Here is a 15,537-nt window from a genome sequence, read left to right as displayed (position 1 = left end):
GAATTGCGTAACGTCGCGCCTCGCAGACCTGCTATTGCAACGGCATGCAGGTCGAAGGCGAAAACAGCGAGACGGCAGCGAACGCACGCGCCTTTTCGGGACGTGGCCTGAGCAAGATTTACATCACGGGCGAAACCGAGGTGCATGCGCTGCGCGGTGTCGATTTCGATATCCGCAAGGGAGAGGTCCTCGTCCTGCTCGGTCCGTCTGGCAGCGGAAAGTCCACCTGGCTCAATATCGTCGGTGGCCTCGATCGGCCGACCTCGGGGACTCTTCACTATGAAGACAATGAGCTGACTGCGCTGGACGATCGTGATCTTACGCGGTTCCGCCGCGCGCAGATCGGTTTCATATTTCAGTTCTACAATCTGATACCCAGCCTGACGGCCGAAGAGAACGTCCGTCTCGTCACCGATATCGCCGAGGATCCCATGAACCCTGCCGACGCCCTCGGCCTGGTGGGACTGGCGGAGCGACGGCATCATTTCCCGGCCCAGCTCTCCGGCGGCGAGCAGCAGCGCGTGGCAGTCGCGCGCGCCATCGCCAAACAGCCGGGCGTCTTGCTGTGCGACGAACCCACCGGAGCGCTGGACAGCAGCACCGGGGTGCGTGTGCTCGAGACGCTCGACACTGCCAACCGCGAGCTCGATACGACGCTGCTCATCATCACGCACAATGCCGGGATCGCCGCGATGGCCGATCGCGTGTTTCACTTCCTCGACGGCAAGATCGCCCGGATCGAGAACAACACGCACAGGATCAGCCCGTCGGAGATCACCTGGTGAAGGCGCTCGATCTCAAGCTGATGCGCGATTTGTGGCGCATGCGCGGGCAGGCCCTGGCCATAGCGGTAGTCCTTGCCGCTGCCTCGGCAACTTTCATCCTGTCCATGGGTGTCCATGGCTCGCTGACGGTCACCCGGGACGCCTACTACTCGGCAAACAATTTCGGCGACGTCTTCGCCAACATGACCCGCGCGCCGCGCAGCATCGTCGACCGGGTGGCGCGGGTCGAAGGCGTGCAGCAGGCGCAGGGATCGATCCTGCAATATGCGCTGCTCGACTATCCCGACCGCGTCGACGCAGTGCGCGCGCTCCTGCAATCGGTCGACGAGCGCGGGCGCGACCGTCTCGATCTCGTCAGCTTGAAGACCGGTCGTATGCCCGCGCCGGGCCAGCCGGGCGAGGTGGTCGTCGACGAGGCATTCGCGCTTGCCAATGGCGTCAGCCCGGGAGACGAGGTCGACGCGATCATCTACGGCACGAAACAGCGGCTGCGAGTCGTCGGGATCGGTCTCGCGCCAAACTACATCAACGCATTTGCGCCGGGCGATATCGTGCCCGACGACACGCGCTTCGGCGTGTTCTGGATGGGCGAGGAAGCGCTCGAGGCAGCAACCGATCGTACGGAGGCGATCAATGCGCTCTCGGTGAAACTACAGCACGGGGCATCCGAACCCGACGTCATCCGGGCGATCGATACCATCCTCGAACCCTATGGCGGAACCGGTGCCTATGGGCGCGAGGATCATCCGAGCCACATGTTTCTCGACAGCGAGCTCGATCAGCTCGAAGCGATGGTGCAGGTTTTCCCACCCGTCTTTCTGATAGTTTCGACATTTCTGGTCTACATCGTACTCGGGCGTATGATCCGAACCCAGCGCTCGCTGATCGGGCTGCTCAAGGCCTTTGGCTATTCGGACGTCGCCATCGCCTGGCATTATCTCAAATTCGCACTCGCGATTGCCATTCTCGCCACCATCCTCGGCTCGCTGGCCGGCATCTGGATGGGGCGCGCGATGACCGAACTCTACGGCCGCTACTATCATTTCCCTTTCCTGCGTTTCAGCTTCGCGCCTGGCGTATTCGTCGGCGCGGGCGCGCTGGCCATGGCGTCTGCAGCCCTGGGGGCGGTTACCGGCGTATGGTCCGCCGCCCGCCTGACGCCCGCGGTCGCGATGTCGCCACCGCCTCCGCCCGTCTACAGGGCAGGTGCGGTGGAGCGCCTGGGGCAGCGGGCGGGCTTTACCGCGATCGGTCACATGATCGTGCGCCATATCGCGCGTTGGCCCGGCCGCTCGGCGATAACCGTCAGCGGCGTCGCCCTGTCCATGGGGCTGTTGTTTTCCACGCTGCAATTCATCGATGCGAGCCAGTTCATGCTTGAGTCCTATTTCTTCCGTTCGCAGCAGCAGGATCTTTCGATAACCTTCACCGAGGCGCGCAATGAAGATGTGCTCTACGAACTGGCGCAATTGCCCGGCGTCTTGCGTGTCGAACCCCGGCGCGCGCTCAGCGTGGAGATGAGCTATGCCAATCGTCACGAGCGCACGGCCCTGCAGGCCAGCGCTCCGGATTCGCTATTGACCGCGCGGATCGACCAGGACGGCAATGTGATCGCAATGCCGCCAGGTGGCTTGATGCTCAGCCGCCAACTGGCCGACCAGTTGGGAGCCGAGGTCGGCGACCGCGTTCGCGTAAAGATGCTGGGCGGACGACGAACCGAAGCGATGCTGCCGGTGGGGGCGCTGGTCGACGAGTTCATCGGGGCCAACGCCTATGCCACCGACCGCACGATCGAGGATATGGCGCGAGACGGCGCCCCGGCGGGTTCGGCCCTTCTCCTCATCGACCCCGCCATGCGCGAGACTTTGCTGACCGAACTCAAGGCGATGCCCGTGGCACTGAGCATCGGTGACCGCGACCTGGAAATGGAGCGCTTCGCCGAGATGATCGACGATAACATCAACACCATGATTTTCTTCTATATCGCTTTCGCATCGGCGATAGCGGTCGGCGTCGTCTACAACAGTGCCCGGATCCTGTTTTCCGAACGTGCGCACGAATTGGCAACGCTGCGCGTGCTCGGTTATCATCGCCACGAAGTCGCCGTGGTCCTGATCGGCGAGATTGCGCTGCTGGTGGCGGTCGCCGTGCCCCTGGGACTGATAACCGGTCATTGGCTGGCGCAGTTTATGGTGTTGATGTTCAGTTCGGATCTGTTCCGGTTGCCTTTCGCGCCTTCCAATTCGACCTATGCCTATTCGGCGATGGTCGTCCTTGTCGCTGCTTTGCTGACCGCCCTCGTGGTCGCCCGCCGCGTGATGGGCCTCGACATGGTCCGTGTCCTGAAGGCGCGCGACTGATGTGGAAGCGGATCAAACGCTGGCGCTGGGCGCTGCTGATTGCCGGACTGCTCATGGCCGGATTCCTCTATGCACTATGGCCGGAAGCGGTTGCCGTCGATACGGGCACGGTAACGCGCGGCGAGATGACCGTCGGGATCACCGATGACGGGGTGACACGAGCCGACGAGTATTACGTCGTCTCCGCACCCGTGACCGGTTATCTTTCGCGGATCGAGCTCGAACCGGGCGATGCGGTAGGCCGAGGGGCGTTGATCACGCGCATGACGGGGCGCCCCTCGAGCCCGCTCGATCAGCGCAGTCGCGACGAGATGCGCGGCGCGCTGGCTTCGGCCCGCGCCGCGGAGAGCGGGGCAACGGCGGCGCTCGGCCAGGCACGGCGCGACCTGAGACGCGCAGAGGAACTATCCGAGCGCGGCTTTCTGCCGCGTGCGCAGCTCGAGGCAGCCCGCACGCGTGTTGCCACCGAGAGATCGGCGCAGCAGCAAGCCCGAGCGGATATCGCCCGTTTGCGTGCCATGCTGACCGACCCCAGCGGTGCTGCGAGCGGAGCACCGGTCGCCGTGCGCGCGCCGGCAGGCGGGGAGGTTCTGTCGGTCATCAACGAAAGCGAGGGTGTGATCGTGGAGGGAACGCCCCTGGTCACGATCGGCAATCCCGACACGATCGAAGTCGTGGTCGACCTGCTTTCGCGAGAAGCCGTGCGCGTGAAACCGGGCGACCGGGTCGAGATCAATCAATGGGGCGGTTCCAATCCGCTGCTCGGCACGGTCGAGCGGATCGAACCTTTCGGTCGGCTAAAAATCTCCGCGCTCGGTATCGAGGAACAGCGTGTCAACGTCATCATCGGCTTTACGGAAGGGTCGGCGGGGCAGGGCGCCCGCCTCGGCCACGGCTATCAGGTCGACGCGACAATCGAATTGTGGCGCAGCAAAGATGCCTTGCGCATTCCTATCGGAGCGTTGTTCCGGGGCCCCGAAGGCGAGTGGCAGGTCTTCGCCATCGAGCGCGGGCGCGCCCGGGTGAAGACGGTCGACCTGGGCCGGATCAACGACGAGCACGCCCAGTTGCTCGGCGGGCTCGATCAGGGCGCCCTTGTGGTCGTCAACCCCGGCAGCGCGATCGAGGACGGTACGCGTGTCGCCTTGCGCGAGTGAACAATCAGGCGATCAATTCGAAGGGTATTCGATCTGCGGCGCAAGACGATTGCGCACTTCGCGAGCATCCATCGCGCGCAAATTGGCATTGGGGAGCGGGCCGCGGCCGAGCCGGATGTCGGCGGTCGCTTCGAATCGCTCGATCGTGCGGACGTCATAGCGATCCGCCCAGAATGGATCTCCGTAATACGGGTACCAGTGATACCAGCCGTGGCCTGCCCGATAATAGCGCCAATACGGCCGCCAGTAAGCGTGATAGGGCGAGTACCAGGGATCGTATAACGGGTCGCGGCGAATCTGTCGCTCTATCTGGTGCTCGACCTCGCGGTCTTCGATGACAAAGTAATCATAGCCCTTGAGCAAGGTCAGTTCGGCGGCCCTGAACAGCAGGTAGCTCTCGACGCGCTCGCGCGAAGTCAGGCGATTGCCCGCGAAGCTGACCCGGTAGTGGGTTTCGTCGATCCGGATGTCGGAGTAGCCGCCCGAGATTCGGCTGGCCGATTGGAGCGGCTGATAGGGCGTACTGCTCATCGCACATCCCGTGACGACGAATGCGAACGCCATGCTGACTGCCATGAGCAATCGTTTGGAACGTCGTTGCATCGCGGGTGCCTCCTCAAGCGCGGTCCGTTCCTCAGAGTGTGTGGAGACGGCCGCCGCCGCGAAATAGGTAAATGCCCGAATTCGATGGGCCGGAGCGCATCGGCCATGGCCGCGGTCGATTGGCGATCTCGGCTTCAAGGCCGAATAATCGAAACCGTGGAACGCTTGGACGAGGCTGCCGCCATTCCCGGGCGAGCAAACCCATCGACAGCATCACAATCAAAAAAAGCTATCCCGGCCGAAGGGGGCAAAGAAGGCCGGGATAGCATCTGCTGGATAGCCGGATCGCCGAGCTATCCATTTCATCGTCGGCGCTGATCGGGGGGACGGCCGACGAGTCGTGAGTTCAGGCCTCTTTGGGCGCCGAAATCTCGATCTTGCGCGTCTTGGGCGACGCATTTTGGTCGCGAGGAATCGCGATCGTGATAACGCCGTTATCGGTCTTCGCTTCGATTCCATCGACTACCGCGTCCTGCGGCAGGGATATGCGCCGCTCGAATGCGCCATAGCGCCGTTCCGAAACGCTGTAGTCGCGCTCCTTCTCTTCACGCTCTTCCCGTTTTTCGCCTTTGAGCACCAGCATGTCGTTCTCGAGAGTGAGATCGATATCGTCCGGAGCGACGCCCGGCACCTCGACGGAGAGACGGTATTCCTCGTCGGTTTCCTTCATTTCCAGCGCCGGCATCGGCATGGAAGCGAGATAGCGGGAGCCAAAGTGCGCGGCCGGAAAGCGCGGCGGGAACTCGTCGAACATTCGGTCGACTTCGCCACGCAGCCGACTGAACGGTTCGCGCAGATAATCTGCCAAACCGGAATGCTCGCGCCGCTTTTCCGCAAGAAGCATTTCTTCGGCCATGATTGACTTCTCCATGGGCTGGTTGGGGGCCGAGTCATACGGTTTCCGGTCGATCGCCCCGATACGGAAACCCCCTTAGCGCGCACGAAATCAGGCGAGGATCACTCGCGCATCGAGCGAGATCACACCATCCGCATCGGCGAGTAGCGGGTTGACGTCGAGCTCCGCGATTTCGGGCAGAGCGAGACAGAGCCGGGAAAGCGCCTCCAGCACCTCGACAATCGCCTCGAGATCGGCGGGCGGAATATGCCGGTATCCGCCGAGCACGCGCGAGATACGCGTATCGGCAATCATCTCGCGGGCCTGCTCGGAAGAAACGGGCGGCAATCCGATCGCCTTGTCGGCGATGACCTCGATCGCGGTCCCGCCCGCGCCGAACAGAACGACGGGCCCGAAGGTTTCGTCGGTCGCGATGCCGGCAAAGAGCTCGTGCGCCGTCTTGCGTGCAATCATCGGCTGCAATGCAAAACCCTCGATCCGCGCCGCGGGGAAAATTTCCCCGATATGGGCGTGCATGGCCTTGGCGGCCCGGCGCACGGACGCCGCATCGGCGAGCCCCAGGGCCACACCCCCATGGTCGGACTTGTGCGTGATGTCGGGCGAGACGATCTTGAGCGCGAAGGGGGGATCGATCCCGGCGCACGCGGCATCGATCTCTTCGACGGAACCGACATGGCGGGTTTCGACGACGGGGATGGCGAACAGGCGGAGCAGGTTTTTCGCCTCGATCTCGCTCAGGATTTTGCGTCCATCTGCCGCTACCGTCTTCAGCAGCGCCCGGGCCGCTCGTAGGGTCCCCTCGGACACGGCCTTCTTCGCATGGCGAGGTCGTACCCGGCCAGAGCGCTCGGCCTGGATCAGCACGCCGAATGCGCGCACCGCATCGGCCGGATTGGCGAGCACGGGAATGCGTGCGGCCTGCAGGACGGCCGCTGCAGAAGCGTAATTCTCGTCGCCCAGCCAGCATCCGAATACGGGTTTGGTCAGCCCCCGCGCTCGCGCTTGTTTCACCGATTGCGCCGTGACCCATGCTGCCTCGCCGGGCGCGATCAGTCCGGTCGGGCAGTTCATGACGAGAACCGCATCGACTCCGCCGTCGGCGATCACGGCGTCGATTGCGACGCGGTAACGGGCGGCATCGGCATCTCCGATCACGTCCACCGGATTTCCGCGCGACCATGTGGGCGGGAGAGACCGATCGAGCGTCGCCATCGTTTCCGAACTCAGTTCGGCCAGACGCGCACCGGTCGCCGCCATCGCGTCGACGGCGAGAATGCCTGCACCGCCGCCATTGGTGACGATCGCCAAGCGTCCGCCGGCTCCGTCGGGATAACGGTCCAGCAGGTGAGCCGCGTCGAACATGTCTTCGAGCGTGTCGACGGTGACGATGCCCGTTTCGCGAAATGCGGCTCGGTACACGTCCCAGGATCCGGCCAGCGCCCCGGTATGGGAAAGTGCCGCCCGGCCGGCCGCTCGACTTCGCCCGGCCTTGAGCGCGATGACCGGCTTGATCCGGCTGGCAGCGCGCGCCGCCTCGACAAATCCCCGCGTGTCGGTCAGCCCTTCGAGATAGAGCAGGATCGCGCTGGTATTCCGATCCTCGGAAAACAGCCGGATCAACTCGCCCATGCCGGTCTGGGCCATGTCGCCGACCGACACGACTGCCGAGAATCCCACGTCGCGCGGTTTGGCCCACTGCAGCATGGCGGTGGCGATCGCACCGCTTTGCGAGAGCAGCGCAAGATCGCCCGGGGCCGGCATATCGAGCGCAAACGAGGCATTGAGGCGATGATGCGGCAGTATGATGCCCAGGCAATTGGGACCGACGAGGCGGATACCGGAAGCGCGCGCAGCATCGAGCATGGCCAAGCCTTCCTCGGTCGTCCTGCCGAGGCCTGCGGAGATTACGATCGCCAACCGGATGCCTTTGGTGCCGAGTTCGCCGATCGCCTCGGCAACCGCCTTGGTTGGAATGGCCAAAACCGCCAACCCCGGGCCCGACGGCAGATCGGACAAGGTCGTGAAATGCTCCGCGCCCGCCACACCGAGCGGTTTCGGATTGACGGTCTGAACCACATAGGATCCGCGCCCCGCCAGCAGGTTGTCGCAAATCACCTTTCCCACCGAGCCAGCCCGGTTGGATGCTCCGACCAGCACGATGCGCGATGGGCGAAGCCAGGCGAGATCGAATTGCGGCAGTTCGCTGGATCGGTTCATCGATTGCCCCTGATGCTCGGGGCGCCCGCAAAATGCATCGCCTCTTCCGTGGCACGCTCCATCCGGATCAGCCACCATTTGGCGATCTCGGTAACGAGCAGCACTGCGAGTGCGGCCCCTGCGCAGAGCCACAGGAAACTGCTCTCGACCGGCGCGGTGTCGAGCAAGCTCTGCAGTGCTGGCACGGTCATGGCGGCGATCTGCAGCAGGATGGCCACGGCCATTCCAACGAACATCCAGCCGTTTTCCGGGGCATGCCAGCGCCAGAATGGCAGCTTCAGATTGCGGATGCTGAGCAGGAAGGCGATCTGGAACGTGACCACCATCACCAGGACGTGGTTGCGAGCATCCTCGATCGGCATATCCAGGGCAAGTCGGTCATGAAGAACCCAGACCGCGATAACCGTCATCAGCGCTGCACCCGGAAACATCAGGATCAAGGCGTCACGATCGATCAGCGAAGCCAGCTTGCGTTGCGGCGGGTGCTGCAACTCGTCGCCGTCCCCCTTGCCGAAGCCGAGCGTCACGTCGAGCACTCCGTTGGTCACGAGGTTGAGCCACAAGAGCTGCACCGGCGTGAGCGGCATCGCCAGACCCAGTGACAGCGCGAGGAGGAACATCAGGATTTCCGCCGCGCCGGTCGCCAGCATGAAAAGCACGATCTTGCGGATATTGGCGAAGGTGACTCGTCCCTCTTCGACACCGGCGACGATCGTGGCGAAATTGTCATCGGCGAGTACGAGATCGGCCGCGCCGCGCGCGACATCGGTGCCGCTTCGTCCCATGGCGATCCCGATATCGGCCATACGCAGCGCGGGGGCATCGTTGACCCCGTCGCCGGTGACGGCCACGATTTGACCTTCCTCTTCGAGCGCTCTCACGATTGCGAGCTTCTGTGCCGGTTCGGTCCGCGCGAAGATCTGCCTGCCCACCACCCGCTCGGCAAAGGCCTCCTCGTCATCACGGCGAGAACCCAGCTCCCGACCGGTGATGACACTCGCCTCGTCGACATCCATTCCGAGTTGGCGCGCAATCGCGAGCGCCGTGGCGGGATGGTCCCCGGTAATCATGACCACGCCGATGCCCGCCTCGTGGCATTTGGCGACCGCCTCGACCACGCCATGGCGGAGCGGATCGGTCAATCCGACGAAGCCCAGCAATTCGAGATTGCGCAGATGGTCGCGAATGCTGCCGCCGCCGGTCTGAGCCTGCCCTCGGGCGAGCGCGAGGACGCGGAATCCCTCTCCTGCCAGCCGATCGGCCAGGCCCTGCTCGTCCGCACCCGAACCCCCGCACATCGGCAGCACCGTTTCGGGCGCACCCTTGACTACGGTTCGGGTTTCCTCACCCCAGTCCGCTTCGACCGCCGCGTAGCGCAGCGCCGGCTCGTAAGGGACGATCGAGAGACGGTCCGCGGCGATCAGGCGCTCGACATCGCCGCCGTTCTCACGCGCGAAATCGAGCAGTGCCAGATCGACCGCATCGCCCACCGGGCTGCCGTGTTCCCGCAACTGCGCCTCGTTGCACAGGCCCGCCGCCGCGGCCAGTTCCGCCAAGGCGTGGTCGGCGCCACCCGTTTGCCAATCCGCCCGCGCGATCGACCGGCCATCGGGCAAGACGACCCGCTCGACGGTGAGCCTGTTGACGGTCAGCGTGCCGGTCTTGTCGCTGGCGATCAGAGTGCAGGCCCCCAGCCCCTCTACCGCCGGGAGGGCCCGGACGATGACGTTGCGGCGCGCCATCCGGCTCGCCGCCGCCGACAGCGCGACCGTTACGGCGACGGGCAGGCCTTCGGGAATGGCCGCCACGGCCAGGGCTATCGCCAGCAGCACGATCTCGCGCCAGCCTTGCCCCTCCAGCGCGAGCATGGTGCCCAGAACCACGATCAGAATAACCGCGATGAGCGCGATCTGACGGGCGAGCACGTTCATCCGCCTGATCAGCGGAATGGCGCCCGCACTTCGACCGGCTTCGGCGAGGGTCAGGTCGATATCGCCCAACTGCGATTGCGAGCCGGTCTGCGTGACCACCGCCAGCGCCCGACCTTCAACGACCGACGTGCCGGCGTGGACCATGTTGGTGCGATCGGCCACGGGCGTATCGATGCCCAGATTCTCGCTCGCCCGCTTGGCCACCGGCATGGATTCACCGGTGAAGGTGGATTCGTCGGCTTCGAGTCCGATCGCCTCGATCAGGCGCATATCGGCAGTGACCGACATCCCGCTTTCCAACTCGACGATGTCGCCGGGGACGATGTCTTCCGAGGCCACGTCGCGCGTCACCCCGCTTCTGCGTAGTCGCGCTATCTGCGGCACGAGCGACCGCAGCGCGCGTGCGCTGGCATCCGCCTTGAGTTCCTGAAACGCACCGATCGAGGCATTGAGTATCAGCACGCCGAAAATGAAAGTCGCGTCCCAGCGGTCGCCGATCACCAGCGACAGAACGCCCGCGACCAGAAGCAGATAGATGAGGGGGCTGCGGAACTGGCGCAGGAACACCTGCGCCGGGCCGACCATTCTGGCTTCGGGCAGTCGATTGGGCCCGTGCCGTTCGAGCCGGGCGTTCGCTTCTCCCTCCGACAACCCGTGCCGATCGACCCCGAGCGCGTCGAGCGCCTCGGCGGCAGACATGGCATGCCAGGCGCGGTCCTCGGCGGTCATCTGAGACGAGATTGGCTAGAAGGTCTTTTCGGCCAGTTTCAGCGTGGCGTCATCCGGGCAGCTACGGATGGTGAAGCCCATCTCCCGTTCGAGCTGGAGCGCGTCGGCCTGACTTGCGCTCTCGAGCGAGACGATCTTGCCGATTCCCATCGCCTCGGCATAGCGGGCCGCATGGTCCAGCAGGGCCCAGCTGATCCCGCGATGCTTCATGTCTTCGCGTGTGCATACCGCGAACTCGGCAGTATCGAAATTCTCGTCCGCCCCCAGCATCGCGCTGGCGATGATCTCTCCGCTCTCCTGGTCGATGGCGAGGAAATCGATGCTTCGGTCATCGTCGTCCCGCACCATCTGCTGCAAGCGTTCCTCATCGACTTTTCGCAGGCCGGACAGGAAACGGAAATACAGATCCTGCGGTGCAACGCGATCGAAGAAGCGTTGTAGCGCGTCGCGATCGTCCGGCCGCGCCGGCGTTATGAGAAATTCCATGCCGGTATGCGTCGTCACAGGGCCGCTCCATGTTTCCTCGGCCTCGCGGTTAGAAAACCGCTTCGGAGGCGATCCTTCCGGCGGGTTCGGGAGGTCGGTGGTCGGCGTGGTCAGATCGGGCATGGCGCGGCTCCTGCAACGGCAGCGAGACTGTCCGATGAGCCTGCGGGCGGCGATCCGTAAATGCCCGTAGCCCCGGTCCGCGAGGAGGGCGGCAAGACCACCGGATCGCGGCTGTAAAGATCCTCCAGGAACCGGATTTCACCCGAGAATGCCGGCTCCGCCGTGAAGTAGGTCACGTAGAGAGGCAGATCCTCGGACATCTCGATCGTCTGCGTTTCTTCGCTCGCTACCGCTTGTTCGATCATCGCCAGCGTCCAGCCGTCGCGCGCGAGCAACCTCGCTGCAAATGGCAGCGCACGGTCGACACGCACGCACCCATGGCTGAAGGCGCGGCGGTCCTCGGCGAACAGCTCGCGATTCGATGTGTCATGGAGATAGACGCTGTAGGGGTTGGGCATCACGAGCTTCATGCGACCCAGCGCATTCTTTTCGCCCGGCATCTGCCTGTAGCGGCCGTTCTGATAGATATAGCCTCGCGCACGCGCGGCGGCCGGATTGCGGCGAACGAAACGCGCGATACCCTCGGCAGCGATGCTCGAAGGGATGTTCCACCAGGGATTGAGGACCACCCCGGTGACATCGGTGCTGAAAACCGGCGTTCGGGTGGAAGGTTTGCCGATGATGACGCGCCAGCGTGCGCGCACACGGCCCTCTTCCCACAAGGTGACGTACTGCGAAGCGATGTTGACCAGCAGATAGCGTCCGCCGAGGTTCGCGGGCATCCACCGCCATCGCGCGAGGTTTCGGGCGATTACGCTTTTTCGATCTGCGTCGGTCTCCTGCGCGAATGCAGTCGCCAAGGCGGCATAGTGCCGGTGCGAGGGCCGAACGGAGCGCAGGTAGGGATCGAGCCGGTCCTCGCGCAGGGCGCGTTCGAGACCGGCGTGAAGGTCGGCGTCGCGTATACCGCCGTCGATATGCCACCAGGCAGGCCGCCTCGCCCCGCAACATCGACCGCGCCACGCCCGAAGGAGAACGATCGCCGCCTCGTTGGACACGGTATCGAGCCGGTCTCGATCGCCGCTGTCGATGGCCGCACGAAGGCGGGAAATGCTGCCGGAAGGCAGGGTGAGGGCTTCACCGGGCGCGCGCTCGATCCAGCGCAAGAGGGTCTCGGCCTGTGTCGAAGACCACACCGGGGCGGCGTGCGCGGGAGCGGAAAGAAAGAGGGCGGCGGCAAGCAATAGCCGGGCCAGGCTGCCGATCGTGGGATCGATGCGTGTCGACGGGATATTCAAGGGACCACCACGGCGGCGCCCTTGATCCGCCCATTGCGCAATTTGTCGAGCGCTTCGTTCGCATCGTCGAGCGCGAACCGTTCGATCCGGGTTCTGACGGGCAGGTCGGCAATCGCGGCAAAGAACGCCTCGCCATCGGCGCGGGTCAAGTTCGCTACGGAACGCAGCTTTCGCTCGCCCCAGAGCAATTCATAGGGGAAGGCGGGTATGTCGCTCATGTGAATTCCGGCGCAAACGACGGTGCCTCCCTTTCTGACCGCGGAGAGGGCGAGAGGAACCAAGGCGCCCACCGGCGCAAAGATGATCGCGGCGTCTAGCTCGAAGGGCGGGGTCACATCCGATCCACCAGCCCAGGCACACCCCAGTCCGCGCGCGAATTCCTGTCCCTCTTCGTCGCCTGGACGGGTGAATGCGGCGATCGTGCAGCCGAGACTTGTAGCGATCTGTGCAAGGATGTGGGCCGACGCGCCGAAACCATAGAATCCGATCGTCTGCGCATCGCCTATCTGGCCAAAAGCGCGATATCCGATCAGGCCCGCGCAGAGCAGCGGCGCGGCATGCGCATCGTCGATCGCGGGCGGAAGCGCGAAGCAATAATCTGCTTCGGCCAAGGCGTGCGAGGCAAAGCCGCCGTCGACGGAAAAGCCGGTGAATTGAGGGGCGTCGCACAGATTCTCCTGGCGTGTGCGGCAATATCTGCACTCGCCGCATGTCGCGCCCAGCCAGGGAACTCCGATACGATCGTCCAAGTCGAAACGCGTGACTGCGTCCCCCATCGCAACGACCCTGCCGACGATCTCGTGCCCGGGAACGATCGGTCGTAAGCCACGAATGTCGCCATCGACAACGTGCAGGTCGGTCCGGCACACGCCGCAGGCTGCCACCTGGACCACGACTTGCGATGCGCCCGGGGCGGGCATCGCCCGTTCGACCATCTCCAGGGGCGAACCGACTTTCTTGAACTCCATCGCGCGCATGATCCCCGTGGACGGGGGGCGCCCGTTCATGGTGCGAAACGGCTCAAGCGTCCGATCCGCTCGAGCCGGCCCTTGCGATGGACGGTGATTGGCGCGCGGCCATAGCGATCCCGATTGTCGCCGACATGGCAATCGCTGATCGGTACTCGGGCCATGGGACCGACATGCCCAAAGCATGATTCGCGTTGGATGCGTAAATCACCGTATACTCATTGCAATCGCGGGTCCCCCCCTCGCGATTCGAAGGTGGGTAGTATGGAAACGGTCGACGACAGCAATCAAAAGGCGCCGTCCTTTATTTCCTTGCGCAATGCCGAGGAAATGCATGCACTCATCGATACTGTGCCCGACGCGATGGTCGTCATCGATGGAGAGGGAAGTATTCGCTCCTTCAGCAAGGGCGCGGAGGAGATGTTCGGCTATGGCGAGGCGGATGTTCAGGGCGAAAATGTCAGCCTGCTGATGCCTTCGCCCGATCGGGAAAACCATGATCGCTATATCCGGCGGTATCTCACTACGAACGAGCCGCACATTATCGGAATCGGCCGGGTCACGACGGCACGGCACCGCAACGGCAATACCTTTCCCATCAAGCTGTCGATCGGAGAAATAGAAACCGCGGAGGGACAGGGCTTCGTCGGGTATATCCGCGATCTCACCGAGAGCCATGCGACCGAGCGCGAACTGCACACGCTGCAGTCCGAGCTGGCCCATGTGTCGCGCATTTCGTCGATGGGCTCCTTGGCAACCTCGCTCGCGCACGAATTGAACCAGCCCCTGACCGCGGTGGCGAACTACGCGAATGCCGCGCGGGACCTGCTCGACGAGCCGGGCGAGGAGAACATGGCCCTCATCCGGGAAGCGCTGGAGCAATGTGCTGCCGAGGCTCTGCGTGCCGGGCAGATCGTCCATCGCCTGCGCGATTTCATCAAGCGCGGCGAGACCGGACGGCAAATCGTCAGCCTGCGCCGCATTATCCAAGAGGCAGCGGCGCTCGCCTTGATGAATGGCGATGGCAAGGGTGTCGATTTCGAGACGAGGCTGGACGCATCGCTAGACAAGGTCCTCGTCGATCCCGTGCAACTCCAGCAGGTAGTGCTCAACCTTCTCCGCAACGCGCTCGAAGCGATGCTGGAATCGCCGCACAGACAGTTGAGGGTCATCACGACCCCGGCAGAGAAGGCCTTTGTCGAGATCACCGTTGCCGATAGCGGTCCGGGCCTCGACTCGAAGATCGCCGATCACCTGTTCCACCCGTTCAAGAGCACCAAGTCGGATGGTATGGGGCTCGGTCTCTCGATTTGTCATTCCATCGTTCAATCGCATGGCGGCAAGATTTGGGTAGAACCTTCGGATTTGGGAGGAACGGCGTTTCACTTTACTGTGCCGTTGGCGGAGGCAGGAAATGGCGATGACTGAATATCCGATCTATCTCGTGGATGACGATGCCGCCGTCCGCCGTTCGGTCGGGTTTATGCTCAAGACCTCCGGCCACAAGGTCGAAACCTATGTCGATGGATATGAATTCCTGAAGGAACTGCGTTCGCTGGAACCGGGCTGTGTCCTGCTCGACATTCAAATGCCCAAGAGCGACGGGTTGGAAGTGCAAGCCGAGTTGCGTGACCGCGGTGTCGCTTTCCCGATCGTCGTCATGACGGGTCATGGCGACGTCGACGTGGCGGTGCGCGCGATGAAGGCCGGTGCCGTCGACTTCATCGAGAAACCCTTTGCCAAAGAGACCATGCTCGAAGCGGTCGGCGAGGCGTTCGAACGGCTGGATAGATCGGATGCAAAGAGCAGGCGGCGACAGGAAGCCGAAATGCTGCTCAACGGCCTCACGCCGCGCGAGCGCGAAGTGCTGGAAGGGCTTGCGCAAGGCCATCCCAACAAAACCATCGGCTACGATCTCGGAATCAGCTCGCGCACGGTCGAGATACACCGCGCCAACCTGATGAAGAAGCTCGATGTCTACAACCTGTCGGACCTGCTGCGCATCGCCTTTGCCGCGGGTGTGGGTGAAGAGGCAGGCGCGGACATCGGGACCCAGCCTACCGACGGGCCGGCGACCTGAATCG

General features: G+C 63.8%; 13 protein-coding genes. 5 read left to right on the top strand and 8 right to left on the bottom strand.

Annotated elements, in window-relative coordinates; translation table 11 throughout:
* The first annotated feature begins 44 nt into the window (after positions 1–44).
* Genes ASS64_RS13725 through ASS64_RS13715 form a run of 3 tightly spaced genes read left to right on the top strand, consistent with a single transcriptional unit; the run spans position 45 to position 4,302 of the window.
* Positions 45–785 carry an ABC transporter ATP-binding protein gene (locus ASS64_RS13725; RefSeq protein ID WP_067695697.1) on the top strand — a complete coding sequence of 247 codons (741 nt, stop codon included), beginning with the start codon at positions 45–47 and terminating at the stop codon, positions 783–785.
* Positions 782–3,145 (top strand): ABC transporter permease, encoded by a 2,364-nt coding sequence (locus ASS64_RS13720; RefSeq protein WP_067695694.1) that lies wholly within the window; start codon positions 782–784, stop codon positions 3,143–3,145. The genes ASS64_RS13725 and ASS64_RS13720 overlap by 4 nt, the downstream gene beginning before the upstream one ends.
* On the top strand, positions 3,145–4,302 hold the full coding sequence (locus ASS64_RS13715) for an efflux RND transporter periplasmic adaptor subunit (RefSeq protein ID WP_067695691.1): 1,158 nt from the start codon (positions 3,145–3,147) through the stop codon (positions 4,300–4,302). Before ASS64_RS13720 ends, ASS64_RS13715 begins: the two co-directional genes overlap by 1 nt.
* A gap of 12 nt (positions 4,303–4,314) precedes the next feature.
* Here the strand turns inward: ASS64_RS13715 and ASS64_RS13710 are convergent, their stop codons facing one another.
* The 8 genes from ASS64_RS13710 to ASS64_RS17070 form a co-directional block, all read right to left on the bottom strand.
* On the bottom strand, positions 4,315–4,905 hold the full coding sequence (locus tag ASS64_RS13710) for a hypothetical protein (RefSeq protein WP_157075199.1): 591 nt from the start codon (positions 4,903–4,905) through the stop codon (positions 4,315–4,317).
* Positions 4,906–5,251: 346 nt separating this feature from the next.
* The gene (locus tag ASS64_RS13705; RefSeq protein WP_067695684.1) at positions 5,252–5,776 is read right to left on the bottom strand and encodes an Hsp20/alpha crystallin family protein; all 525 of its coding nucleotides are present in this window, start codon (positions 5,774–5,776) and stop codon (positions 5,252–5,254) included.
* Between the two features lie 75 nt (positions 5,777–5,851).
* Complete coding sequence (locus tag ASS64_RS13700) at positions 5,852–7,978, bottom strand: acetate--CoA ligase family protein (RefSeq protein ID WP_067695681.1); 2,127 nt, start codon at positions 7,976–7,978, stop codon at positions 5,852–5,854.
* The gene (locus ASS64_RS13695; protein WP_067695679.1) at positions 7,975–10,638 is read right to left on the bottom strand and encodes an HAD-IC family P-type ATPase; all 2,664 of its coding nucleotides are present in this window, start codon (positions 10,636–10,638) and stop codon (positions 7,975–7,977) included. The genes ASS64_RS13700 and ASS64_RS13695 overlap by 4 nt, the downstream gene beginning before the upstream one ends.
* Before the next feature lie 15 nt (positions 10,639–10,653).
* On the bottom strand, positions 10,654–11,247 hold the full coding sequence (locus ASS64_RS13690; RefSeq protein ID WP_083508377.1) for a GNAT family N-acetyltransferase: 594 nt from the start codon (positions 11,245–11,247) through the stop codon (positions 10,654–10,656).
* Positions 11,235–12,485: a L,D-transpeptidase family protein gene (locus tag ASS64_RS13685; RefSeq protein ID WP_067695676.1), complete on the bottom strand. Its 1,251-nt coding sequence runs from the start codon at positions 12,483–12,485 to the stop codon at positions 11,235–11,237. Before ASS64_RS13685 ends, ASS64_RS13690 begins: the two co-directional genes overlap by 13 nt.
* A complete protein-coding gene (locus ASS64_RS13680) occupies positions 12,482–13,492 on the bottom strand; it encodes a zinc-dependent alcohol dehydrogenase family protein (RefSeq protein WP_234002411.1) in 1,011 nt (336 codons plus the stop codon). The genes ASS64_RS13685 and ASS64_RS13680 overlap by 4 nt, the downstream gene beginning before the upstream one ends.
* Complete coding sequence (locus ASS64_RS17070) at positions 13,489–13,617, bottom strand: hypothetical protein (RefSeq protein WP_255356049.1); 129 nt, start codon at positions 13,615–13,617, stop codon at positions 13,489–13,491. The genes ASS64_RS13680 and ASS64_RS17070 overlap by 4 nt, the downstream gene beginning before the upstream one ends.
* Positions 13,618–13,717: 100 nt before the next feature.
* Here ASS64_RS17070 and ASS64_RS13675 point away from each other — a divergent pair, with 100 nt between their 5' ends.
* Together ASS64_RS13675 and ASS64_RS13670 are read left to right on the top strand one after the other, a co-directional pair.
* A complete protein-coding gene (locus tag ASS64_RS13675) occupies positions 13,718–14,881 on the top strand; it encodes a PAS domain-containing sensor histidine kinase (RefSeq protein ID WP_067695674.1) in 1,164 nt (387 codons plus the stop codon).
* Complete coding sequence (locus ASS64_RS13670; protein WP_067696203.1) at positions 14,874–15,533, top strand: response regulator transcription factor; 660 nt, start codon at positions 14,874–14,876, stop codon at positions 15,531–15,533. The genes ASS64_RS13675 and ASS64_RS13670 overlap by 8 nt, the downstream gene beginning before the upstream one ends.
* The last annotated feature ends 4 nt before the right edge of the window (positions 15,534–15,537 follow it).

Source organism: Erythrobacter sp. AP23 (assembly GCF_001542855.1).
Taxonomy (GTDB): Bacteria; Pseudomonadota; Alphaproteobacteria; order Sphingomonadales; family Sphingomonadaceae; genus Qipengyuania.
The sequence above is the reverse complement of the archived record's forward strand: the minus strand, read 5'-3'. Positions and strand labels throughout refer to the sequence as shown.

Bases quoted from the DNA above. Each gene is read 5' to 3' on its own strand.
- ASS64_RS13725 (WP_067695697.1), top strand. From the start codon at position 45: ATGCAGGTCGAAGGCGAAAACAGCGAGACGGCAGCGAACGCACGCGCC.
- ASS64_RS13715 (WP_067695691.1), top strand. From the start codon at position 3,145: ATGTGGAAGCGGATCAAACGCTGGCGCTGGGCGCTGCTGATTGCCGGA.
- ASS64_RS13710 (WP_157075199.1), bottom strand. From the start codon at position 4,905: ATGCAACGACGTTCCAAACGATTGCTCATGGCAGTCAGCATGGCGTTC.
- ASS64_RS13705 (WP_067695684.1), bottom strand. From the start codon at position 5,776: ATGGAGAAGTCAATCATGGCCGAAGAAATGCTTCTTGCGGAAAAGCGG.
- ASS64_RS13700 (WP_067695681.1), bottom strand. From the start codon at position 7,978: ATGAACCGATCCAGCGAACTGCCGCAATTCGATCTCGCCTGGCTTCGC.
- ASS64_RS13695 (WP_067695679.1), bottom strand. From the start codon at position 10,638: ATGACCGCCGAGGACCGCGCCTGGCATGCCATGTCTGCCGCCGAGGCG.
- ASS64_RS13690 (WP_083508377.1), bottom strand. From the start codon at position 11,247: ATGCCCGATCTGACCACGCCGACCACCGACCTCCCGAACCCGCCGGAA.
- ASS64_RS13680 (WP_234002411.1), bottom strand. From the start codon at position 13,492: ATGAACGGGCGCCCCCCGTCCACGGGGATCATGCGCGCGATGGAGTTC.
- ASS64_RS17070 (WP_255356049.1), bottom strand. From the start codon at position 13,617: ATGGCCCGAGTACCGATCAGCGATTGCCATGTCGGCGACAATCGGGAT.
- ASS64_RS13675 (WP_067695674.1), top strand. From the start codon at position 13,718: ATGGAAACGGTCGACGACAGCAATCAAAAGGCGCCGTCCTTTATTTCC.
- ASS64_RS13670 (WP_067696203.1), top strand. From the start codon at position 14,874: ATGACTGAATATCCGATCTATCTCGTGGATGACGATGCCGCCGTCCGC.